This is a genomic window from Streptomyces sp. HSS9-12 (assembly GCF_054963655.1).
Window position 1 is genome coordinate 1 of the sequence record NZ_JBUEGC010000043.1, and the last position, 21,206, is coordinate 21,206.

Genomic DNA, 21,206 nt, shown 5'->3' on the forward strand with positions numbered 1-21,206 from the left:
GAGAGCGGCCTGGGTGGCGGCTGTGCAGGTGCTGTGAGACATCGGCTCGTCGCGGAGAAGCCGCGGGCCCACCCGTACGAAGCTGACGATGGATCATGTGCGGGGCCCGCACCTCTCAGGTAACGAGTTGGTCGCTGCCAACGCACCCCGCATTGACGCCCGTTGACCAGGCCCCTGACCATGGCCGCGACCGTCCTGGTCATGGCCCCCGCATCCTCGTGTTCTTCTTGGCGCAGAAGGCGTTCGTCGAGAGTGTCACGCTGACTGGAGCGAAAGGCTGACCCACAGATGAAACTGGCAGTAGTGGGTGGCGGATCCACCTATACCCCTGAGTTGATCGACGGCTTCGCCCGGCTGCGAGACACGCTCTCCGTGACCGAGCTGGTCCTCATCGACCCCGCGGCCGACCGGCTGGAACTGGTGGGCGGCCTGGCACGGCGGATCTTCGCCAAGCAGGGCCTGGGCGGACGTATCACCACCACCTCCGACCTCGACGCGGGCGTCGAGGACGCCGATGCGGTGCTGCTGCAACTGCGCGTCGGTGGGCAGGCAGCGCGCCACCAGGACGAGACCTGGCCGCTGGAGTGCGGCTGCGTGGGCCAGGAGACGACAGGCGCGGGCGGGCTCGCCAAGGCGCTGCGCACCGTGCCGGTGGTCCTCGACATCGCCGAGCGGGTCCGGCGCAGAAGCCCGAACGCCTGGATCATCGACTTCACCAACCCGGTCGGGATCGTCACCAGGGCCCTGCTGCGGGCCGGGCACAGGGCCGTGGGGCTGTGCAATGTGGCGATCGGCTTCCAGCGGAAGTTCGCCAGACTGCTCGAGGTCCCGCCGCCGGAGGTGCATCTCGACCACGTAGGGCTGAATCATCTGACCTGGGAGACGGGCGTGCGGCTGGGCGGCCCGTACGGCGAGGACGTCCTGCCGAAGCTGCTCACGGAGCACGGCGACGCGATCGCCGCCGGTCTGCGTCTGCCACGAGCCCTGCTGGACCGGCTGGGCAGCGTCCCCTCGTACTACCTGCGCTACTACTACACGCACGATGCGGCCGTACGGGAGCACCTGCCCGGTCCTGGAGGACCGGGCAAGCCGACACGGGCCGCCGAGGTGGCGGAACTGGAGAAGCAGTTGCTGGAGATGTACGGCGACCCGTCCCTGGACGAGAAGCCGGCCCTGCTCGCCCAGCGCGGCGGCGCGTTCTACTCGGAGGCGGCGGTGGACCTGGCGGCCGCGCTGCTCGGGGGAGAGGGCGGCCCGGTCCACGTCGTCAACACCCCCAACGACGGCACGCTCCCCTTCCTCGCCGACGACGCGGTGATCGAGGTGCAGGCGCGGGTGGACGCGACCGGCGCGACGCCACTGGCCGTGCCCCGACTCGACCCGCTGTACGCCGGGTTGATCGCGAATGTCGCGGCGTACGAGGACCTGGCCTTGGACGCGGCGCTGCGCGGTGGCCGGGACCGCGTCTTCACGGCGCTGCTCGCACATCCCCTGGTCGGCCAGTACGAGTACGCGGAGGCGCTCACCGATCAGCTGCTCGCTCACAACCGGGAGTTTCTGGCGTGGGCGTGATGGCCCGTCTTCTCGCCATCGACGCGGGCAACAGCAAGACCGACGTCGCCGTGATCGGCGAGGACGGCAGCGTTCTCGGCACCGGGCGCGGGGGCGGGTTCCAGCCACCGACGGTGGGGGTCGAGGCAGCGGTCGACGTGCTCGCCAAGGCGGTGGCCGAGGCCGAGGAGGCGGCCGGCCTGTCCGGGTCCCTCTTCGTGCGCCACGTTTCGGCCTGTCTGGCCAATGCCGATCTTCCGGCGGAGGAGCGGCAGTTGACGGAAGCGGTGCAGGCGCGAGGCTGGGGACGTACCACGGAGGTGCGCAACGACACCTTCGCCATCCTGCGCGCGGGCGTCGACGAGCCACGCGGTGTGGCAGTGGTGTGCGGGGCGGGCATCAACTGCGTCGGCATGCTGCCGGACGGGCGCACCGCCCGCTTTCCGGCGATCGGCCGCATCTCGGGCGACTGGGGCGGGGGCGGGGGACTCACGGAGGAGGCGCTGTGGTATGCGGCGCGGGCCGAGGACGGCCGGGGGGAGCCGACCGCGCTGGCGCGGGCCCTGCCGGGGCACTTCGGCCTCGACTCCATGTACGCCCTGATCGAGGCGCTGCACCTGGGCCGTATCCCGTACGGGCGCAGGCACGAGCTCACGCCTGTGCTCTTCGCGTCCAGCGCGGACGGCGACCCGGTCGCCCGCTTGATCGTGCACCGTCTGGCAGAGGAGGTCGTGGCGATGTCGACGGTGGCGCTCAACCGCCTCGGCCTGCTCGACAAGGAGACCCCGGTGCTGCTGGGCGGCAGCGTGCTCGCGGCCCGTCATCCGGAGCTCGACGACCGTATCACCGAGCTACTGGCGGCCCGTGCCCCCAAGGCGGTGCCGCACGTGGTGACGGCACCGCCCGTTCTCGGCGCGGCTCTGCTGGGCCTGGACCACACCGAGGCCCCACCGGAGGCCCACATCCGCCTCCGCGAGCACTACCCCTGATGGGCAACACGGCGGTGAAGGAGAAGGAGGAGGAAGAAGGCGCGAGGTAACGGGTCTGACCTCCCTGGCTCCATGAGCGAGGCCGCCATCCACGGGATGCCGGTCTCGCCCGTTCGCGGGCACCGCAGGGGCAGTTCGATGGACCATGGTTGGTGTCCGGGTCTTGTCGACGCCGAAGGAGGCAGACGCGATGGAGCGGACCGGGTGCTGTGTGGTGGGCGGCGGTCCTGCCGGGATGGTCGTCGGCTTGCTGCTGGCGCGTGCAGGCGTGGAGGTCACCGTCCTGGAGAAGCACGGGGACTTTCTGCGCGACTTCCGCGGTGACACCGTGCATCCGAGCACGCTGGCGCTGCTGGAGGACCTGGGGCTGTCCGGCCGGTTCGCCGATCTGCCGCAGCGGCGGGTGAGCACCGTCCAGCTGCCGATCGGCCCGGGCGGCAGGCTGTTCACCGTCGGAGACATCAGCACGCTGCCTGGCAAATACAACTACATCGCGATGGTGCCGCAGTGGGACCTGCTGAACCTCCTGGCAGACGAGGCGGGGCGCGAGCCCTCCTTCCACCTGCGCATGAACACCGAGGCGACCGCCTTCCTCCAGGAGGGCGGGCGGGTCACGGGGGTGCGCTACCGCGACTCGGAGGGCCGTACCGGAGAACTGCGGGCCACGATCACGGTGGCCTGTGACGGTCGCGGCTCCCTCGCCCGGTCGCTGTCCGAGCTGGGGCTGCGGCGGTTCCCGTGCCCGATGGACGCCTGGTGGTTCCGGCTGCCGCGGCGCGACGGCGACCCGCAGGGACTCGTCGGAGCTGTCGGTGACGGGTTCCTCACCGCCATGATCGACCGCGGCGAGTACTGGCAGTGCGCCGCGGTCATCCCCAAGGGGACGGACGCCGCGCGGCGCGGCGCCGGCCTGGACCGGTTCATGGCCGACGTGGCGGCAGCCGCGCCGTGGCTGGCGGACCGTACGGGGGCGCTGCGGTCATGGGACGAGGTCAAGCTGCTGGACGTGCGCCTCGACCGGCTGCGGCGCTGGCACCGCCCCGGTCTGCTGTGCATCGGGGACGCGGCGCACGCGATGTCGCCGGTGTTCGGGATCGGAATCAATCTCGCCGTCGAGGACGCCGTCGCCGCTGCCCGGTACCTCGCCGAGCCGCTGCGCAAGGGCACCGTCGGGCTGCACGACGTCCGCCGCGTCCAGCGCCGTCGGTGGCCCACCACCGCTGCGACACAGGCGCTGCAGCGGCTCGCCCACGCGCAGGTGATCGTGCCGGTGCTGGCCGGGCGTGCCTCCCTGGCCGACCGGACCCGGCCGCCGCGGCTGACCAGGGTCCTCACCGCAGTGCCATGGCTGAAGCGGGCGCCGGCGTACTTCTTCGCCTACGGGGCTGTACGCGAGCGTCCACCGGCCGCGGCACTGCGGTGAGGACGCGGGCGACCGTACGGATCAAGGGATCCCGCTGATGGGGGTGGACTCGCACCGGGTGGGCCGGCTGCCTAGGGTCGAATCAAGGCCTATAGGAGTTCGAGGGTGGCTCAGGCCACCGATGGGGGTTCTCATGACCAACGCCTCCCGCCTACGGGTTGAGCGCGGTTTCAAGCGCATCCGCGCGTACCTGGCAGGCCATCTCGTCGTCGACTCCGTTCGCCCGCTCCTGGTGTGGGAGCGGCCCTACGCCCCGACGTACTACCTGCCGGTGGCCGACGTACGGGCGAAGCTGGTGCCCACGGGCAAGGTGGAGCATTCACCGAGCCGAGGTGATGCGCAGCTGTACGACGTCCGGGTCGACGGCACCACTGCGGCCGGGGCGGCCCGGCGCTACCCCGACTCGCCGCTGGAGGAGTTGCGCGACCTGGTCCGGTTCGACTGGGATGCGATGACCGCATGGTTCGAGGAGGACGAGCAGGTCTACACCCACCCGCGCAACCCGTACACCAGGGTGGACATCCTGGCCGGCTCCCGCCACGTCCGGGTCGAGGTCGATGGCGTCACGGTCGCCGAGTCCGACCGGCCGCGCGTGCTGTTCGAAACCGGTCTGCCGCCGCGCTACTACCTGCCGCTGACCGACATCCGAATGGACCTGCTCCGGCCGTCGGACAGGGTGACGCACTGCCCGTACAAGGGCACGGCCGCCTACTGGTCACTGGACACCGGCGTCAACGTCCACCCCGACCTGGTGTGGACCTACCGCACTCCGCTGCCCGAAAGCGAGAAGATCGCCGGGCTGGCCTGCTTCCCCAACGAGAAGGTCGACCTGTATCTGGACGGCGTCTTGGAGGAGCGGCCGCAAACCCACTTCGGCTGATCCGTCCCTCGGCTCAGGCGCCATCGCGCCTCCCGAGCGGGCGGTGAGATGGAAGAAAGGCGAGAGGCTGATGCCGAGAAGTGTCGTGCGCGCCGCCGTGGCGGTGGTGGCCACCGGGGTGCTGCTGGGCGCCTGCTCCCACAACCATGACGTGGTGAGGGTCGATGAGAACATCGAAGCGGCGGGATCGGGTGCTGCTGCCGTGACGTATGACCGTGACGCCGTTCCCGTCGGCAGCCGGATCGGGGTCGTCGAGCAGCGGTACCCCCACGGCACCGCCGTGGCGCTGTGGGTCGAGGGACTGCAGCCGGACCACACCTACGGCGCCCACGTTCACAAGAAGCCGTGCGGGGCCCGTCCCGATGACTCAGGGCCGCACTACCAGAGCGTCGCAGACCCGCATCAGCCGTCGACCGACCCGGCCTACGCCAACCCGCGCAATGAGGTGTGGCTGGACTTCACCACCGACAAGCACGGAACCGGGGAATCCGCGACACTCGTGCGGTGGCACTTCCGGCCCGGACAGGCCCGCTCCGTTGTGGTGCACGAACACGCCACCGCGACCGGCCCCGGGCGCGCGGGGGTGGCAGGAAACCGGCTGGCCTGCGTGAACGTGCCGTTCCAGTAAGCCGGGTGGGCGTCAAGGTCAAGGGCCGGCCAGCCGCGCCGCCAGTTCCTCCGGGACGCTGCTGCGGTTCGCCGGGGTCAGATGGATGAGGTCGATGTCGGCACGCCGCTTCAGGGCGTCGGTGAACGGGTCACGGTGCGCGTGAACGGTGGCGACGACGTCGAGGTCGGACTGGAACAGGGACCCCACGGTGTCCCTGAAAGCGGAACAGGCCAGTTCCATCCGCCCGAGCTCGTCGATGATCGCCAGCTGTCCGGGGGCGTAAGCCGGTGACGTCGGTTCCAGCGATGGGAGCGCCAGCCGTTCCATGACGTCCAGGTCGACGCCGTACCGCCCGACCCGTGGCGGTCCGGGGAAGTCGACATGGGCGAGGATGGCTCGCTCACCTCTCAGGGTCTCCAGCGCGAAACCGACCCGGGTGCCGCCCTGCCGGATCTCCTCCGTGGTGAACCCGAGGACCTCACGGCCGCGCAGCAGCGCCGCCAGCCGGCGGACCGCCGTCGTCTTGCCGACGCCAGGGCGCCCCTCGAGCAGGATTCTCGTCGGCATCTCGTGCTCCACGTCAGGCCGGATGGTTTCCGGGCCGGGGAGGCGGTGCGGTCTCGTGGTTGCGCACGAGACTCGCCAGGATCGCCCCCACGACGAAGCCGACCACATGCGCCAGATAGGCCACGGTGCCGGCCTGCGAGACCCCGTAGCCGATCGAGTAGAACGCCTGCAGGACGAACCACAGCGCCAGGACCAGCCAGGCCGGCAGACGCAGCGGCAGGAAGAGCAGGAAGGGCACCAGCGACCACACCCGCGCCCGTGGGTAGAGCACCAGATAGGCGCCCAGCACTCCCGCGATGGCTCCGGACGCCCCGATGAGCGGCGCGGAGGATTCCGGGTCGGACAGTGCGAAGCCGTATGCCGCCGCATACCCGCACACCAGGTAGAACAGCAGGAACCGCACCCGCCCCAGCCGGTCCTCGACGTTGTTGCCGAACACCCACAGGAACAGCATGTTGCCGAGCAGATGCAGCCAGCTGCCGTGGAGGAACATCGAGGACAGCACCGACAGCGCGGGCGACTTCTCGTACGTGGGCGGGCTCAGCAGGCACCCCGGCCCCTGGGGGCCGACGGCGACGGTTCCGGTCGGGACGAGGTCCGGCGGCCGGTTGTAGATCAGTTCCCGGGGTACGGCTCCCCATTGCTCGAGGAAGGCTTTCAAATGGCACAGTTGTGCGAGGCTGCTGTCGCCTGCGATCGAGGACACGGCGACGGGCGTGCGCACGAACACCACCACGTTGATGATGATCAGCGCGTATGTCACCCAGGGGGTGCGCCGTACGGGATTCGCGTCGTAAACGGGAATGACCACACCCGGGACGTTCCCGGCCACCCGCCCGTTTATGGGTGGGTGGGTCGGGAAAGCCCGGCGCGGAGTACCGGGCCCCGGGCTGCCGCGCCGGCTCCGCATCGCGACAGGAAGGCGTGGACGGTCACTTGATGAGCGCGTTGGCGGCGGCGATCACCAGTCCCAGTGCGCTGTGCGCCACGCCGATGAGGATGGTGTCTCGCCGCCGGTAGCCCATGCGCCTGGCGGCGAGCACGCCCCAGCCGAACAGCATGGCCGCGTTGATGCCGAGTCCGGTCAGCGGTTGACGCCCTGCGGCACGCTACGGGCTCCGTACCGCTCGTACGGAGCCCGTGCGTGCCGTGGTGCCTGCCACGGACGTTACGGAAGGCCGTGGACGTGCGGGCCGACCGTGTTCGACCAGGCGTTGCCGTTCAGCGCATCCCAGTTCGTCGACCAGGTCATCGCCCCGCGCACGGTGGCCACCGCATGGCCGTACAAGTTGGTCCAGACCAATGTGATGGTCAAGTGAATGGCGTGAGTTCGTATACGGCAGCATTACTCCGCGGTTCGGAACTCACCACGCCGGCCGGGGAAAATGCTCCGGTTGTGGCGTGAACTCACCTGTCACGTACGTCACTCCAGGCGCAAATTGGTCTGTACATGCCGCCTCTGTCCGCCCACACTGTGCGATGGCATTCGCAGGATCTTCATAACCGAAGGGTCGGACATGAGCTGGCGGCGACGAATCCTCACCATGGCGATCGCGGCGTCCGCGACCGTCGCCCTGACCGCGGCACCGGCCCCGGCGGCCGACACCTGGACGGAGGTCGGCTCGGATCGGGCACGCCCCTTGACGGAAAGTCAGGGTCTGGCGTCGGTCGAAGTCCCCGCGGGCAGCCCGAACCGCTACACCGGCATCGGCACCATCGCCGCCGAAGTCCGCAACCGGGGCTGGAACCATGTCGGCGACCCGGACGCCTCCTACAGCGGCTACTACATCGAGCCCTACCAGCGGGACTCCGGCGGCGCCAAGATGTTCCGGGTCCAGGCGCCGGACGGCAGATGGGCCGAGTACGTCCACACGCTGGTGTCCGGGGAGGCGATGAACAACTCCTTCGTCGCCATCACACCTGACGGGCAGTGGATGGTCTCCGGCGAGTGGGGCACCATGAACCGGCTCCTGGTCTTCCCCACCCCCGGAATCAACTCCCGCACATCTCCGTCGGCGGATCTTCCCTACGGCTTCGCCATCAATCTCGACCGGCCCGTGCGCGATGTGCAGGGCTGCGACTTCTCCAGTCCCACCACCCTGCTGTGCTCCTCCGACGACCCGGAGGGCTCGCTCTTCGGTATCACCAAACCGCTTTTGCAGGTGGATCTGTCCGCCGCCCTGTCCGGCACGGATGTCACGGGCCGGGTGACCGCACTGCGCCAAGTGCCCTTGAAAAGTGCCTGCTCGGGTAACTTCGAGACCGAGGGCATCGACTACGACCGCCGTACGGGCACCCTGCGGATCGTCGTCGTCTCGCCCGGGCTGTGCGTGATCACCGACAGCAAGACCTGGCGGCTCACCCGGAGCTGAACCGGCCCGGCGAACGCCGCCGAGGGCGCATCGGTCGTCAGACGGAAGCCGTGGCCCGCGCCTTTGAGATGAGCAGGTCCAGGAGGGAGAGCAGGGCCCCGCGGACGTCCTCACGGGAGCGGGCGTCCAGCATCAATATGGGTGTGCTGGGGTCGCTCAGGTGCAGGGCTGCGCCGATTTCCTCGGCCGTGTACGGCTGCTCGCCGTGGAAGCAGTTCGCGCCGATGACGAACGGCAGTGCACGGTTCTCAAAGAAGTCGACCGCCGGGAAGCTGCGGTCCAGGCGCCGGGTGTCGACCAGGACGATCGCCCCCAGAGCCCCCTGCAGCAGGTCGTCCCACATGAACCAGAAGCGCTCCTGACCCGGTGTGCCGAACAGGTACAGGACGACGCCCGCATCGCTGAGGGTGATACGCCCGAAGTCCATCGCGACGGTCGTCGCCGTCTTGGACTCGATGCCGTTGAGATCGTCGACACCGACGCCCGCTTCCGTCAGCCGCTCTTCGGTGCGCAGCGGCTCGATCTCGGAGATCGCCTCGACCAGGGTCGTCTTGCCAACGCCGAATCCCCCGGCGATCAGGATCTTGACGGGAGACTCTTCCTGGGAAGTGCTGTCAAATTCGGACAAGGCTGTCCCTGATTCTCATAAGCAAGTGGACATTGGAGGTCTCGGCTGCCTTCAGAGGCGGCCGGTGGTGGATCAGGCCGCGGTCGGCGAGTTCACCGAGGAGCACCGTCATCGGGGTGAGGCGCATATGTATACGGGCGGCGATCTCCGCGACCGCCCGCCCGTTGGGTGGCTGGCACATCGCCAGGATGGCCTGCCACTCCGTGGACAGGCTGCCATCGGCATCCGGGGCAACCGTCGCCATGATCATCGTGTCCATGGTCAGTGCGGTGCGCGGGACGGCTGTACGCCCGTCGGTCAGGGCGTACAGCCGCGTTCTGCGGGGCCGTCCGGGCCCCGGCGCGTCGGGCATTACGAGTGCGCCTGTGCACGCTCGGGGGTGCCCAGCCATTCACCGAGCGCCTGCGAGGCCCGTACCGCCTCGCCGCCCAGCTCCCCGAGCCGTGCCTTGCGGGAGGTGACGACGATGAGCGTGCTGCCCTCCCCGCACCCGACGATGCAGAGATACCGGTCGTCCATCTCGACGAGCTGGCGGATCACTCGGCCGCCGTCGACCTCCCGGGAAATCGCCTTCATGGTGGCCGCGATACCGGAGGCCGCAGCCGCGATGCGCTCCGCCTGGTCCCGCTCCAGCAGGTAAGCGCTGAGCCTGATCCCGTCGTTGGACAGCAGCACGGCTCCCTGGATGCCGGCGATCCTGCTCAGGTTGTTGTCCAGGATGCTGTAGATCACGTCATTTGGTGTCGTCGTCATGGCTCGTCCCGTCGGCGCTCGTCTTCTGCCTTCAGCTCTTTTTCTACCTTTTGGGTGCCGTCCTCATAGTCCGCCCAGGCATCGGTCACCTCTTCGGGCGTATCGGCGCGGTGCGCCACCGGCTCTGGTGCGCTGCGCTCGCGGAGTTGGTCCGCCATGTGGGTCTGGGGGACGCGCTCGGGCAGGGGGGGCAGGGCGGACCGGTCCGGCGCACGTGTCACAACCCGCTCCGTTCGCTTTGCGGTTGTCGTACGGCGCGGCAGCCCGGACTCGGTGGGCGTGGGATCGACCGCGGCGGGCTGCAGATGCAGGACCAGTTCGGGCTTGTTGTCTTCCCTCTTGTCTTCACTGGGCTGTTGCGGCACGCGAGCGGACGGCGTCGACTCGGGCACCGGTTTCTTCTCGGTATTCAGGAGGTGTTCCTGCGGGATGATCACGACAGCGGATGTCCCGCCGAACGCCGAGCGGCGCAGGGTGACTCGGGCGTCCAGCTGGTCGGCGAGGTGGCCGACCACGAACAGGCCGAGCCGGTGGGCGTTCTCAGCGAGGACGGCGTACGGCGGAGCGGAGTGCAGACGCCGGTTCATCTCCTCGTAGCTCTCCGGTGTGACCCGAGGACCGCGGTCCTCGATCTCCACCGACAGTCCGTCGGTCACAAGCTCGGCCCGGATGACGACCTTTGACGCCGGCGGAGAGAACCGGGTGGCGTTGTCCAGCAGCTCCGCCAGGAGATGGCTGATCTGGCTGATGACGCGCGGCTCCACGCTGATCTCATCCATCGCCTGCCGCTCGATCCGCCGGAACTCCTCGACCTCCGAGGCGGCCTCGCGCAGCAGGTCGGCAACGCGCATGGGCTCGGTGTGCGGGTCCGGGATCTCACCGCCCGCCAGAATGAGCAGGTTCTCGACCTGTCGCCGCATACCCACCGTCAGCTGGTCGGATCTCATCAGCTGGGCGAGGAGCGTCTCGTCGTGGCCGAAGGTGTCCTGGAGGTCCTCGGTGAGGCTCAGCTGCCGGCTGACCAGGTTCCCGGTACGTGAGGCGATACCTGCGGCGAACATGCCGAAACCGCGACGCTCGTCGGCGAGCTCCCTGTGCCCGTCGATGGATACGGCGACGACCCGGGCGAACGCGTCACTGATGCGTCCGACCTCGTCCTGGTCCCCGCTGGGCTCCGGCAGCATGTCGGCGTCGACGGGCTGTCCGCCCCGCAGCCGGGCCACGACGTCCGGCAGTGTCTCCTCGGCAATGGTCACCGTGCGTTCGTGCAGACGGCCCATGCGGCGAAGCACCGAGCGCGTGGTGAACACCACGACGGCCACAACGAGCGCGAGGCCGGCGGCGCTTCCTGTCACCAGCCAGCCGACCTCCGCATCGAGCTGGCCGGCCTTGTTGTTGGCGTCCGCGAGCACTCCCCGCATGCGGTCGCGGCTCAGGGTGGCCAGCTCCCCCGCGAGCTTGTGGTGCGCGGCCGGCCAGCCGCTGACCGACTTCGGCAGCGCCACGCCGGCGGGGATGTCCGTGTGGTCCGACATGACCGCGTTCTCGATGCGGGTCTTGGTCTGCCACGCGTCCGAAGCGGCGATCCCCTCGTAGACCTTCCTGTCCTTGGCAGGCAGATAGGGGACGATGTACGTGTCGTACAGGAACCGGTGGGCTCCCACGGCGTTGGTGAATTCGGCGAACCTGGCCGAGGTCAGCTTCCTGTCCGGGCCGGCCAGTGCGAGGATGGTGTCCTCCCGCGCCAGCACCTCCGACGCAGAGAGCAGTGCCACCACTGGCCTGCTCTCCTGCGTGAGCTCGGCGTCGTCCATGAGACTGAACTCTTGGTAAATGCGGATCATCTGACTGATCACGCTGCTGTAGTAGCCGATGGCGTCGTCCGCGCTGCCGCTGCGGGCGTCCGCGCGCTCGCGGTAGGCGTCCAGGTCGTCGAGGCGCCGCTTCACATCGAGCAGGTAGCGGTCCGCCCGCGCGGCCTCTGCCAGGCCCGTGCCGGCCGATCGATCGAACTCGGCTTCGGCCCGGTCCGTGGCCGCACGCTGGGCCCGCAGTTCAGCCTGGGACAGGGGGAGGCCCGACCAGCGCGAGGCCGTCATCGTGCGCTCGGCCTGCATCTCGAGCATGAGCTTGTGCAACGGCAGGCCGATCCGCTCACCAGCCACCACGTCGGCGCGCAGGTTCGCCGACTGCTGCAGCAACCGGTCTCCGGTGACCACGACTTGAGCGCCCATCGCCACGGTGGGCACAACCGCCAGCCAAATGAGCAGGGTGCGCAGGCGCACAGCGCGTCGCTGGCGGCTTTTTGTGGGCTCGCCTGGCTCTTCGGGTTCTGTGGAAGTCATCAGTCCTCGGTGGGCGGAAAACGCAGGACAGCAATTGCCGGGATCGACGTTCCACCTGCGGTGAGCAGGAAGACGGCGGGTCCGGTTTCGCGCTGGTGTTGGGGGACGCCGATCATAACCAGCCACGCTTGAAAAACGAGACGTTGTGTCAACGATCGGTTCGTGATAGAGGCACCCGGGCTGCGGGGTTGTGGCCCAGACGGGACACGCACGTGATCATTTCGTGTCCGGAAGCTCGCACCGTCGAGGGATGAGACGTCCTGTGGTTGCCGCGCTGTGTGCTTTTGGTTTTTTAAGCCTGGTGGCACCAGTTGCGTCGGCGACGGGGAACGACGGGGCGCTGAAAGTCGAAATTCCGGATGCCTACTACACCCAGGTGTCGGACCCCACCCGGGTCGCGCTGCCCGTCACGGTCGACGCCGGCAGCACGGCCGTCCGCGGCGTGACGCTCACTGTGGACGCCTCCGACGTCCAGGGAAAGGTGCGCCTGTACGCGAAGCGGGTCTGCACGCAGGGCGCGGGTTACGTCTTCACCTGCCGTCTCGCCTCGTCCCAGCACCGCTACCGCCTGATGGATCTGGTCGTCCTCGGTGCGGACAAATCCGCCAAGCCGGGCGCCCGAGGCACCGTCCGCGTCACAGCGACCGCACCTGGCCGGAGGCGGGCCGAGGCTGAGATGGCGCGTCGGCAACTCAAGTGCTGACGTTCCGCATTGATGAGAAGGGGCCCAGAAAGCCGGGCAGTGTGACGGCCGTTCTCAAGGGCGGCTACGCACAGCGCGATTCCAAACCGGAGAACAACACCGCGCGGATCACCGTGAACGGCAGCGAAGGCAGGGCCGGCGGCCTCGGTATGAAGGTCGCCCTGGCCGCGGGGGTGACGGGCCTGCTCGCCTTGGCGGCGGCGATCCCGTACGGCATCCGCCGCCTCCGCAGACGCGGCTAGCGGCGGCTCCTGGTTCACGGCGCAGGACAGCCGCCGTGAACCAGGCAGCGCGCGAGCGGCGTTGTGCGCCCGGGACCGCCCGCCTGTTCAGCCACCGTGCTGAAAACGCACTCCTGACAAACCATCAAACACGTGGGAACCTGCCCTCACGTACATCGAATCCGCACCTCTCATCTGCCCGGACCGCACACACCGCGGTCCGGCCCCCACACCGCCGCGCGACAACCTCGCGCGGCCTGGGCAGAAGGAGTACGCGTGAGAAGCCCCCGTCGTACCGCCGCCGGCATTCTGTTGGCCGTCGGCGCCCTGCTCACCACAGCACTGCAAGCCACCACGGCCGACGCCGCCCCGCCTCCTTCCCCGGCGGTCGCGCACACTGCCGCGGCCTCGGCCGCCGCACAGAAGATGGCCAGCGCCTTCTGGACCCCCGAGCGCATGCGCACGGCCACTCCACTCGATCTGCTCAGCGTCGCCCCCGGTGCCCTCTCGGCCCCCAAGTCCAGCGGCAAGATATCCGTCGTCGCGCCGACGACCCCGTCGTCAAGCATCAAGGCCTTCCCGCAGGCCGGCGGACCGTGGACCGGCGGGGGCGCCGTGGTGAAAACCTCCGGCCGGGTGTTCTTCACCTTCCAGGGCCGCACGGCCTCCTGCTCGGGCGACGCCGTCACCAGCCAGAATGCCAGTACGGTGATCACTGCCGGGCACTGCGTCAAGTACCAGGGCAGCTGGCACACCAACTGGGTGTTCGTGCCCGCCTATCACGACGGCCAGACCCCGTACGGCACCTGGACGGCGTCCAAGACGCTGTCCACGCCCCAGTGGGTCGCCAGTGAGGACATCAACTACGATGTCGGCGCGGCCGTCGTCAGTCCCCTGAACGGCAAGAAGCTCACAGAGGTCGTCGGAGCCCAGGGCCTGCAGTTCAATGGCGGCTACAACCAGGCCATGTACGCCTTCGGCTTCCCGGCCGCTTCCCCGTACGACGGCACCAAGCTGATCTACTGCAGCGGGAAGACCTCGAAGGACTTCCTCTTCTCCAACGACCACGGCATGGCGTGCAACATGACGGGCGGCTCCAGCGGTGGTCCCTGGTTCGCCTCGTTCAACGAAAGCGCCGGCACCGGCTTGCAGGCCTCGGTGAACAGCTTCGGCTACACCTTCCTGCCCAACAGGATGTTCGGCCCGTACTTCGGCAACGAAGTGAGGAACCTCTACCAGCAGGCGCAGACAACCTGATGCCCGGACGCCCCTGACCGTGGCGGCTGACGTGGCCACTGCCCGTCAGCCGCCACGGCTGGCCGATTGCTGCTGTGCTCACCTTGCCGTGGTATCGCCCTGTGTCGTCGATCCTGTACGCCAGGTTCTCGGACACTGAGACCACGCTGTCCACGGGGGCCACAGACGGGGGCCAAGGACCGCCCGCTTCTCGCGGACCCTGATTACGCGGTGCACGGCGTCGCTCCGCTTCTCCGCGCCTGTGACTGGTCCTTGGCTCCACTACCAGTGGACCACTGGTGGGCCCCAGCCGCCAGGGGCGGTGTGGCCTGTCAGGCCGCCTCAGTGGGGCGGTGAGCACCCAGGACGGGGTGGGTGTATCCAGGAAACATGGACGGCGCCTGCGCCCGGATTTCGTGGGGGGCCTCGCTCCTCGGGCGACGGCGCAGCCACTGGGAGAACCTCCTCCCCAGCCATGGCAGCGGGGCGGGCCCTTGGCGGTGATCCCGCTCTTGGTGATCGTGATCGTCGTGGTGGCCGACCTGCTGGCTCCGCCGGAAGTCACCTGGGTCCGTTCCTGGTCACCGCGCCTCGCCCGCAGGCTGGCTCCGCCCCACGCCTATCCGCTGGTGACGTCCAGCTGGTCACAGCCAGCCGTTGCGGCGGAACCCTCGGTGAATGGTGAAGCAGACGACAGCGGTGACAGTGAGAGCGAACGGATATCCGTAGGTCCAGTGGAGCTCCGGCATATGGTCGAAGTTCATGCCGTAGACGCCGCACACCATGGTGGGGACGGCGACGATGGCGACCCAGGCGCTGATCTTGCGCATGTCCTCGTTCTGGGCCACGGTCACCTGGGCCAGGTGCGCCTGAAGTATCGAGTTGAGCAGTTCGTCGAAGGCAGTGATCTGTTCGCTGACGCGGACGAGGTGGTCGTTGACGTCCCGGAAGTATGTCTGGATGTCCGGCGTGATCGTTGGCAGCGGCTGGGTCGCGAGCTCCTGCAGCGGGCGGCCGAGGGGTGTCACGGCACGCTTCAGCTCCAGCAGTTCGCGTTTGAGCTGGTAGATCCGTCCGGCGTCGATGCGGCTGGTGCGCTGCGGGGCGAAGACGTCGGTCTCCACATCGTCGATGTCCTCCTGGACGGCGGCGGCAACGTCGAGGAAGTCGTCGACGACATGGTCGGCGATGGCGTGCAGTACGGCGGAGGGACCCTTGGCCAACTGTTCGGGGACTGCCTCCAGCGCTTCCCGCAGGGGGCCGAGCGAGCCGTGCCGGCCGTGCCGGACGGTGATGACGAAGTCCGGCCCGGTGAACACCATGATCTCGCCGGTGTCCACCACCTCGCTGGTCGCGGTCAACTCGGCGTGCTCGACGTAGCAGACCGTCTTGAAGACGGCGAACAAGGTGTCGTCGTAGCGCACCAGCTTGGGCCGCTGGTGGGCCGTGATGGCGTCCTCCGAGGCCAGCGGGTGAAGGCCGAAGAGCTTGGCGAGCCCCGCGAATTCCTCTTCGGACGGTTCATGCAAGCCGATCCATACGAAACCATTGCCGGACTCACGGACCCGTTCGATCGCCTCTTCCGCGGTGCAGTGACCGGGCTGGCGCACGCCCTCCAGATAGACCACGCAGTTCACGACCGCGCTGCCGAGCGGGGACCGGGCCGGATGGCTGAGATCGACCGTCCGCCGGGCCCCAGGGAGGCGGACTGCTTTCTGTATGGTGCGGATCATTGACAATGCCGGCTCCCTCCGCTTGGCAGTTACTGCCCCAAGACCGCGGACACTACCCTGCTGCCGCTGCCGCTGCCGCTGCCGCTGCCGCTGCCGCTGCCGCTGCCGCTGCCGCTGCCGCTGCCGCCGACGACGACGGCGGGCGGGCCGGGGAAGCCCGCCCGCCGCGCTTGCGGGAGGAGCTGATCGTCAGGAAACCGAGGTCATCCGGTCCGGGAGGGGCCGCTGCGGCACCCGCTTCAGGCCGAGATTCCGGTGGATCTCCAGCGTGGCCGTGGAGCGGTTGAGCGTGATGTAGTGCAGTCCTGGGGCGCCTTCCGCCAAGAGCCGTTCGGCCATGGCGGTGGCGTATTCGACCCCGATCCGGTGACCCGCTTCCGGGTTGTCGCGGGCGGCTTCCAGGCGCCGGGCCAGATCGTCGGGGAAGGCCGCGCTGCTGAGTTGGGCGAAGCGGCGGATCTGCCGTACATCGGTGGCGGGCATGATCTCCGGAATGATCGGAGTGTCGCAGCCTGCCGCGGCCACCCGGTCCCGCAGGCGCAGATAGTCCTCGACATGGAAGAACATCTGTGTGATCGCATAGTCGGCGCCGGCCCGGCACTTGGCGACGAAATGGCGGATGTCACTGTCCCAGTCCGGCGAGCGCGGATGCCGCTCGGGGAAGGCGGCCACACCGACGCTGAACTCGCCGGACTCCCTGACCAGCGAGACCAGCTCGTGGGCGTAAGTGAACCCCTGCGGGTGCGGGTCCCAGCGACCGCCGGGGTCACCGGGCGGGTCGCCGCGCAGGGCGAGGACGTCCCGGACGCCCGCGTCCGCGTACTGGCCGATGATGTGGCGCAGCTCGGCGACCGAGTGGCCGACGGCGGTGAGATGAGCGACAGGCCGCAGGGTCGTCTCGGCCGCGATGCGCTTGGTCACCGCGACCGTGCGGTCCCGTGACGAGCCGCCGGCGCCGTAGGTGACGGACACAAAGGTCGGGGCCAGGGCTTCGATACGGCGGATGGCGCTCCACAGGGTGCGTTCACCGGCCTCGGTCTTCGGGGGAAAGAACTCGAACGAGAAGGAGGGAGTCCCGGCCTGGAGAATGTCGCGCAGCGTGCTCATGCCACACCCGCCAGATGGGGTTCGATCTCCCGGGCGACCGCAGCCCCGTAGGCATCCTCGAGTCTGGACACAACGTCGGTGGCGACCAGCTTGTACTCCTGGGTGCCGACCGACTCCAGCACCACCGTGGCCAGCGCACAGCCGAGCTGGGCGGCACGCTCGTACGGCCAGCCCCACGCGATCCCGGCGAGGAAGCCGGCCCGGAAGCCGTCGCCCACCCCAGTCGGATCGGCTGCCTTGTCCGTGGGCACGGCGGACACCCGCCGCGGGGGTGCGTCCGCGCCGGTGAGCTTGACCCCGTCCGCCCCCAGCGTGGTGATCCATGTACCGACCCGTCGGAGGATGTCCGGCTCGTCCCATCCGGTCCGCTCCTGGAGCAGCGCCGCCTCGTACTCATTGGTGAACAGCAAGCGCGCGCCGTCCACCAGGTGCCTGGTCTGTTCGGCGTCGAGCCGGGCCAGCTGCTGTGAGGGGTCGGACGCGAACGCGATCCCCAGCTCTCGGCATCTTTCGGTGTGGGCCAGCATGGCTTCGGGGTCGTCGGCTCCGATGAGAACGAGGTCGAGCCCGCCCGTGCGCTGTGCCGCGTCGGCGAGGTCTGTCATACGGGCCTCGGCCATCGCGCCGGCGTAGAAGGTGGCGATCTGGTTCTGGTCGGCGTCCGTGGTGCATACGAATCGCGCGGTGTGAAGGGTTTGGCTGACGCGCACCGAAGAGGTGTCCACGCCATGTGCCCGCAGCAGGCTGTCATAGTCGGCGAAGTCGATGCCCGCCGCGCCGACGAGGGTGGGCCGCAGTCCGAGTTTGCCCAGCCCGAAGGCGATATTGGCTCCCACGCCTCCCCGGCGGATCTCGAGCCCGTCGGCAAGGAAGGACAGCGAAACCCGGTCGAGCTGTTCGGTCAACAGGTGTTCGGCGAAGCGACCGGGGAAGACCATCAGATGGTCGGTCGCGATCGAGCCGGTCACGGCGATACGCACGACAGTTCTCCTCGGGCCTGGGGACGGTGGGCCAGGCGGCGTGCGCTCACATTGCCACGGCCCGGTGAAGGGCGGCTGGAGGCCAGCTGTCATTCGGCCGAATAGCGGTCGGAGTCGCCTGCACATCTGCGCCCCCGGTGGAGCTCCGGTAACCCCCAGGCGCTTTGCTCGGTGAACCGCCGCGCGGGCGCAGCCGTCGTAGTGCCAGCCGAGGCTGTCCAGCAGGGTCTGGACCTCGCGGCGGGCGATATCGGTGGCGGGGTCGTCCTCGGCGGGCTCCGGGCCGTGCGGCAGGGCCTGAGTGGCCGCTCCAAGGCGGGTGTGCTGGTCCAGGGTCTCGTCCTCGACCGCTGCGATCACCTCGCGAGCGGTGGCCACCGGCATCCTGCCCACCTGGATGAGCGCGCGCACCAGCCGCAGCCGGCGCTGGGGGCGGCCACGGGCGTGCTGCCGGTCGGCAAGCGCGGCGACCGCACCGCCGACCGGCTCCGGGTCTGACCGGCTCGGCTCCTCCGCCCGGGGCGGAGGCTGCGGACGACCGGCACGGGGCGGTCGTCCGCGACCCGGTCAGCGGGCCGGCAGAAGCCGCGCGGCGGAGGTGCCCATGCCCGTGGGGCTGCCGAGCGTTCCCGTCGGACCGTGGCTGCGGCGCAGGTCGGCCTCTGTGTACCGGTGGCAGCCCGTGTGCCAGGTCAGGATGCCGGACAGCCAGTTCTGCAGCTCTTCCACATACCCGTCCAGGAGCGTGCGGGCGTCCGGCCCCAGCTGGAAGTCGTCGTACAGGATGGGCAGTTCATGCGCGACGACATGCTGGAACTGCCGCATCCGGGAGGTCATCAGATCGTGGATGATGGCGAGGCCGGTCGGGTAGTCGCAGTCGAAGAAGTTCTGGACCACGAGGATCCCGTTGTGGACCTCGCCCTCGTACTCGATCTCCTTCTGGTAGGAGAAGACGTCGTTGAGGAGGGTCGCGTAGTCGGCGGCGGCGTTCTCCAGGGACCGCATCGGTCCGCTGCGATAGATCTCCGGTGGGATCTGCCGCCCGTGGCCGAGCCGGGCCAGACTCATCGTCAGGTCGGAGCCGAAGGTCTGCCGGCGCATCTCGATGTAGTCGACGGGCTCGGGGATGCGGTTCTGGGCCTGGTTGGCGAGCTCCCACAGCCAGCTGGAGAGCATGTCCTCGATGGCGGTACGGAACGCACGGCGGGCGCCCACCTCCATCGGCCCGGCCGTACGGGCCCACAGGTCGGCCAGACCCCGCTCCAGCGCGTTCGAAGAAGCAGGGGTCTCCAGGGATTCGACCGGCATGAAGACGGACAGCCGGTCGGTCTGGGCTTTGGCCCCTGCCAGGTCCCGGGTCCGGCCGAAGACGACGGGGTAGTAGTCGTCGCCGTACGTGCCCCAGGTCAGCCAGCCCGACGCCAGGTCGAGTTCGTCGAGGGAGGCGTCCGGATGGAGCCCGGCGGCGCACAGGGGCAGGTCGATGTCGACGAGCCGCTCCTCGTCCCAGACGTCGGAGCCGGGGATGCCGGGCTGTGCCTGAAGGATGCCCATCTGGTGTGCCCAGGCGACGGTGTTGCGGCGCGATGCATCCAGGTGCGGGCTGAGCCTGGTGGTGAACGGCATGGAGAAGTCGGGAAGTTGCGAGGGCCCGACCCGCTGGTAGGGGACGTGGGTGAACCGCCGGACCCGGCCGGCCCCCGCCCGGCCGCTGAGCTGTCCGATGCTGGCCGCGGAAGTTCCCAGGCCGCGCGGCACAAGGGAGAACCCTGGTACGGACGGCGCTGAGGAAGTGGCTCCGCCGTTCATATAGCGGCTGGAGCGCATGTGCCACTCATGGCCGCCGGCCTGCCAGTCCTGGAGCCCCTTGACGTACGCCAGGACGTCGGCGCACGCCCCGGGGTCCAGGCCCCTCTCGGCGAACAGCGGGCCGAGTTCGGTCAGAGCGGTGTCCTCGAACTGCTGGAGCCGCGAGGTGAGCAGTTCACCCACCTGGTCCGCCGCCTCCTGGGCCGTGCAGTTCAGGAAGGTCTCCAGGACCAGAACACCATTGGCGAGTTCGCCCTCCTCCTCGGTCTCCCGCTGGTACGAGAACAGGTCGTTGCGCAGATGAACCCCGTCGGAGAAGGTGTCCCGCAGCACCCGAAGCGGCCGGCTGTCGGCGACGGCGGCCGGCACCTCCGCGCCAGCCGCGTACTCGACGAGCCCGGCCGACCACGGCGCTCCGCCGACCTTGCGGCGCATCTCGATGTACTCGACCGGGTTGGGGACCCGGTGCGCATGGATATTGGACAGTTCCCAAAGGGACTCGTTCAGAAGGTTTTTGGTGCTTTCGGCGAACCGCTCCCGCCACTCCATGGACATGGTGGGTACGGTTCGGGCCCACAGGTCAGCCAGGCCCGCTTCAACGGGATTGGTCGGTTCCGGGGTCCCGGCGCTCAGGTCCATCGGCATAAAGGCCGGAAGCCTGTCCAGATACTCCTTGCCGCCCGCCCGGTCCTGCGACCGTTTGAAAGTCTCCAGGAAGTGGTCGTCGAAGAAAAAGACCCACACATACCAGTCGGTCACCAGCGAGAGCGCCGGACCGGACGAGTCGGGGTGGGTGTAGGCGCACAGCAGGGCGTAGTCGTGGGATTCGAGGTCGTGCTCCTCCCAGATGCCCGAGCCTTCCAGCATCCCCATATCGCGGGCCCACTGCTTGGTGTGGGCCCGGGCCGGCTCCAGGTGCGGATTCAGTCGGGCCGGATACGGCATGTAGAAGTGCGGCAGTTCAAAGGGCTGTGTCACGGGTGCCCGGCCTTTCCGATGGCGTCCGTCATACGGAGCGATGTGCGTGTCATTGGCCCCAGGTGGTGCCGACCCACCCGGTCGGTTCAGCACTACCCGGGCCGCACCTCGCTACCCCGGCTTGCTCAATCCTCATATAAGCGCCAACAGTGTCCTGGTGGTGTGCCGGCCATCGGTGTTGGGGCCCGCGAGCAGGTTCAACGACTTCGACACCGAGTTCCACTCACTGATCTACCGGCCCGTGCTGGACCGGCCTCCCGCATCAGCCGCGCCGCGGCGCGGCTCGCTGCGCATGGTTGGTGCGCGGGTGGACAGTAGAAA

22 protein-coding genes and 1 pseudogene are annotated in these 21,206 nt (G+C 69.0%); 11 read left to right on the top strand and 12 right to left on the bottom strand.

What is annotated here, in order from left to right; all coding sequences use genetic code 11:
• Nucleotides 1-174 precede the first annotated feature (174 nt).
• The 6 genes and pseudogenes from ACY34J_RS21465 to ACY34J_RS21490 all read left to right on the top strand — a co-directional run.
• Nucleotides 175-281 (top strand): annotated as a pseudogene (locus ACY34J_RS21465) (carbohydrate ABC transporter permease); the annotation flags it as partial.
• Between the two features lie 7 nt (nt 282-288).
• Nucleotides 289-1,572 carry a 6-phospho-beta-glucosidase gene (locus ACY34J_RS21470; RefSeq protein ID WP_462728135.1) on the top strand — a complete coding sequence of 428 codons (1,284 nt, stop codon included), beginning with the start codon at nt 289-291 and terminating at the stop codon, nt 1,570-1,572.
• Nucleotides 1,572-2,540, top strand: coding sequence for an N-acetylglucosamine kinase (locus ACY34J_RS21475; protein ID WP_462728136.1), 969 nt, complete (start codon nt 1,572-1,574; stop codon nt 2,538-2,540). Before ACY34J_RS21470 ends, ACY34J_RS21475 begins: the two co-directional genes overlap by 1 nt.
• Before the next feature lie 190 nt (nt 2,541-2,730).
• A complete protein-coding gene (locus ACY34J_RS21480) occupies nt 2,731-3,963 on the top strand; it encodes an FAD-dependent oxidoreductase (protein WP_462728137.1) in 1,233 nt (410 codons plus the stop codon).
• Nucleotides 3,964-4,096: 133 nt separating this feature from the next.
• Nucleotides 4,097-4,843 carry a DUF427 domain-containing protein gene (locus tag ACY34J_RS21485; protein ID WP_462728138.1) on the top strand — a complete coding sequence of 249 codons (747 nt, stop codon included), beginning with the start codon at nt 4,097-4,099 and terminating at the stop codon, nt 4,841-4,843.
• Nucleotides 4,844-4,913: 70 nt separating this feature from the next.
• Nucleotides 4,914-5,471: a superoxide dismutase family protein gene (locus tag ACY34J_RS21490; protein ID WP_462728139.1), complete on the top strand. Its 558-nt coding sequence runs from the start codon at nt 4,914-4,916 to the stop codon at nt 5,469-5,471.
• An 18-nt stretch (nt 5,472-5,489) separates the two neighbouring features.
• On the opposite strand, the gene ACY34J_RS21495 is transcribed toward ACY34J_RS21490, so the two are convergent.
• The 4 genes from ACY34J_RS21495 to ACY34J_RS21510 form a co-directional block, all read right to left on the bottom strand.
• Nucleotides 5,490-6,020: an NTPase gene (locus ACY34J_RS21495; protein WP_462728140.1), complete on the bottom strand. Its 531-nt coding sequence runs from the start codon at nt 6,018-6,020 to the stop codon at nt 5,490-5,492.
• A gap of 13 nt (nt 6,021-6,033) precedes the next feature.
• Nucleotides 6,034-6,831, bottom strand: a complete 798-nt coding sequence (locus ACY34J_RS21500; RefSeq protein WP_462728186.1) for a rhomboid family intramembrane serine protease — start codon at nt 6,829-6,831, stop codon at nt 6,034-6,036.
• Between the two features lie 121 nt (nt 6,832-6,952).
• The gene (locus ACY34J_RS21505; RefSeq protein ID WP_462728141.1) at nt 6,953-7,081 is read right to left on the bottom strand and encodes a hypothetical protein; all 129 of its coding nucleotides are present in this window, start codon (nt 7,079-7,081) and stop codon (nt 6,953-6,955) included.
• A 107-nt stretch (nt 7,082-7,188) separates the two neighbouring features.
• Nucleotides 7,189-7,335, bottom strand: a complete 147-nt coding sequence (locus ACY34J_RS21510) for a hypothetical protein (RefSeq protein ID WP_462728190.1) — start codon at nt 7,333-7,335, stop codon at nt 7,189-7,191.
• A gap of 229 nt (nt 7,336-7,564) precedes the next feature.
• Between ACY34J_RS21510 and ACY34J_RS21515 the strand changes: the two genes are divergently transcribed.
• Nucleotides 7,565-8,392 (top strand): hypothetical protein, encoded by an 828-nt coding sequence (locus tag ACY34J_RS21515; protein WP_462728187.1) that lies wholly within the window; start codon nt 7,565-7,567, stop codon nt 8,390-8,392.
• A gap of 37 nt (nt 8,393-8,429) precedes the next feature.
• On the opposite strand, the gene ACY34J_RS21520 is transcribed toward ACY34J_RS21515, so the two are convergent.
• The 4 genes from ACY34J_RS21520 to ACY34J_RS21535 are packed head-to-tail and all read right to left on the bottom strand — an operon-like array spanning nt 8,430 to nt 12,118.
• Nucleotides 8,430-9,020: a GTP-binding protein gene (locus ACY34J_RS21520; RefSeq protein WP_462728142.1), complete on the bottom strand. Its 591-nt coding sequence runs from the start codon at nt 9,018-9,020 to the stop codon at nt 8,430-8,432.
• Entirely contained in the window at nt 9,007-9,372 is a 366-nt protein-coding gene (locus ACY34J_RS21525; protein WP_462728143.1) for a DUF742 domain-containing protein, read from the bottom strand. The genes ACY34J_RS21520 and ACY34J_RS21525 overlap by 14 nt, the downstream gene beginning before the upstream one ends.
• Complete coding sequence (locus ACY34J_RS21530) at nt 9,372-9,773, bottom strand: roadblock/LC7 domain-containing protein (protein ID WP_462728144.1); 402 nt, start codon at nt 9,771-9,773, stop codon at nt 9,372-9,374. Before ACY34J_RS21530 ends, ACY34J_RS21525 begins: the two co-directional genes overlap by 1 nt.
• Nucleotides 9,770-12,118 carry a sensor histidine kinase gene (locus ACY34J_RS21535; protein ID WP_462728145.1) on the bottom strand — a complete coding sequence of 783 codons (2,349 nt, stop codon included), beginning with the start codon at nt 12,116-12,118 and terminating at the stop codon, nt 9,770-9,772. Before ACY34J_RS21535 ends, ACY34J_RS21530 begins: the two co-directional genes overlap by 4 nt.
• 301 nt (nt 12,119-12,419) lie before the next feature.
• Between ACY34J_RS21535 and ACY34J_RS21540 the strand changes: the two genes are divergently transcribed.
• The 3 genes from ACY34J_RS21540 (at nt 12,420) to ACY34J_RS21550 (ending at nt 14,299) form a co-directional block, all read left to right on the top strand.
• Nucleotides 12,420-12,821 carry a hypothetical protein gene (locus ACY34J_RS21540; RefSeq protein WP_462728146.1) on the top strand — a complete coding sequence of 134 codons (402 nt, stop codon included), beginning with the start codon at nt 12,420-12,422 and terminating at the stop codon, nt 12,819-12,821.
• Nucleotides 12,822-12,862: 41 nt separating this feature from the next.
• The gene (locus tag ACY34J_RS21545; protein ID WP_462728147.1) at nt 12,863-13,063 is read left to right on the top strand and encodes a hypothetical protein; all 201 of its coding nucleotides are present in this window, start codon (nt 12,863-12,865) and stop codon (nt 13,061-13,063) included.
• Nucleotides 13,064-13,318: 255 nt separating this feature from the next.
• Complete coding sequence (locus tag ACY34J_RS21550) at nt 13,319-14,299, top strand: trypsin-like serine peptidase (RefSeq protein WP_462728148.1); 981 nt, start codon at nt 13,319-13,321, stop codon at nt 14,297-14,299.
• A 623-nt stretch (nt 14,300-14,922) separates the two neighbouring features.
• Here ACY34J_RS21550 and ACY34J_RS21555 read toward each other — a convergent pair.
• The 3 genes from ACY34J_RS21555 to ACY34J_RS21565 form a co-directional block, all read right to left on the bottom strand.
• Nucleotides 14,923-16,011, bottom strand: coding sequence for a magnesium and cobalt transport protein CorA (locus tag ACY34J_RS21555; protein ID WP_462728149.1), 1,089 nt, complete (start codon nt 16,009-16,011; stop codon nt 14,923-14,925).
• Nucleotides 16,012-16,200: 189 nt separating this feature from the next.
• Nucleotides 16,201-17,118 (bottom strand): methylenetetrahydrofolate reductase [NAD(P)H], encoded by a 918-nt coding sequence (gene metF, locus ACY34J_RS21560; RefSeq protein WP_462728150.1) that lies wholly within the window; start codon nt 17,116-17,118, stop codon nt 16,201-16,203.
• Entirely contained in the window at nt 17,115-18,098 is a 984-nt protein-coding gene (locus tag ACY34J_RS21565; RefSeq protein ID WP_462728151.1) for a carbohydrate kinase family protein, read from the bottom strand. Before ACY34J_RS21565 ends, metF begins: the two co-directional genes overlap by 4 nt.
• Nucleotides 18,099-18,269: 171 nt before the next feature.
• Between ACY34J_RS21565 and ACY34J_RS21570 the strand changes: the two genes are divergently transcribed.
• Nucleotides 18,270-18,596 (top strand): hypothetical protein, encoded by a 327-nt coding sequence (locus tag ACY34J_RS21570; protein ID WP_462728152.1) that lies wholly within the window; start codon nt 18,270-18,272, stop codon nt 18,594-18,596.
• 69 nt (nt 18,597-18,665) lie between these two features.
• Here the strand turns inward: ACY34J_RS21570 and ACY34J_RS21575 are convergent, their stop codons facing one another.
• Entirely contained in the window at nt 18,666-20,885 is a 2,220-nt protein-coding gene (locus tag ACY34J_RS21575; protein WP_462728153.1) for a family 2 encapsulin nanocompartment cargo protein terpene cyclase, read from the bottom strand.
• Between the last annotated feature and the right edge of the window lie 321 nt (nt 20,886-21,206).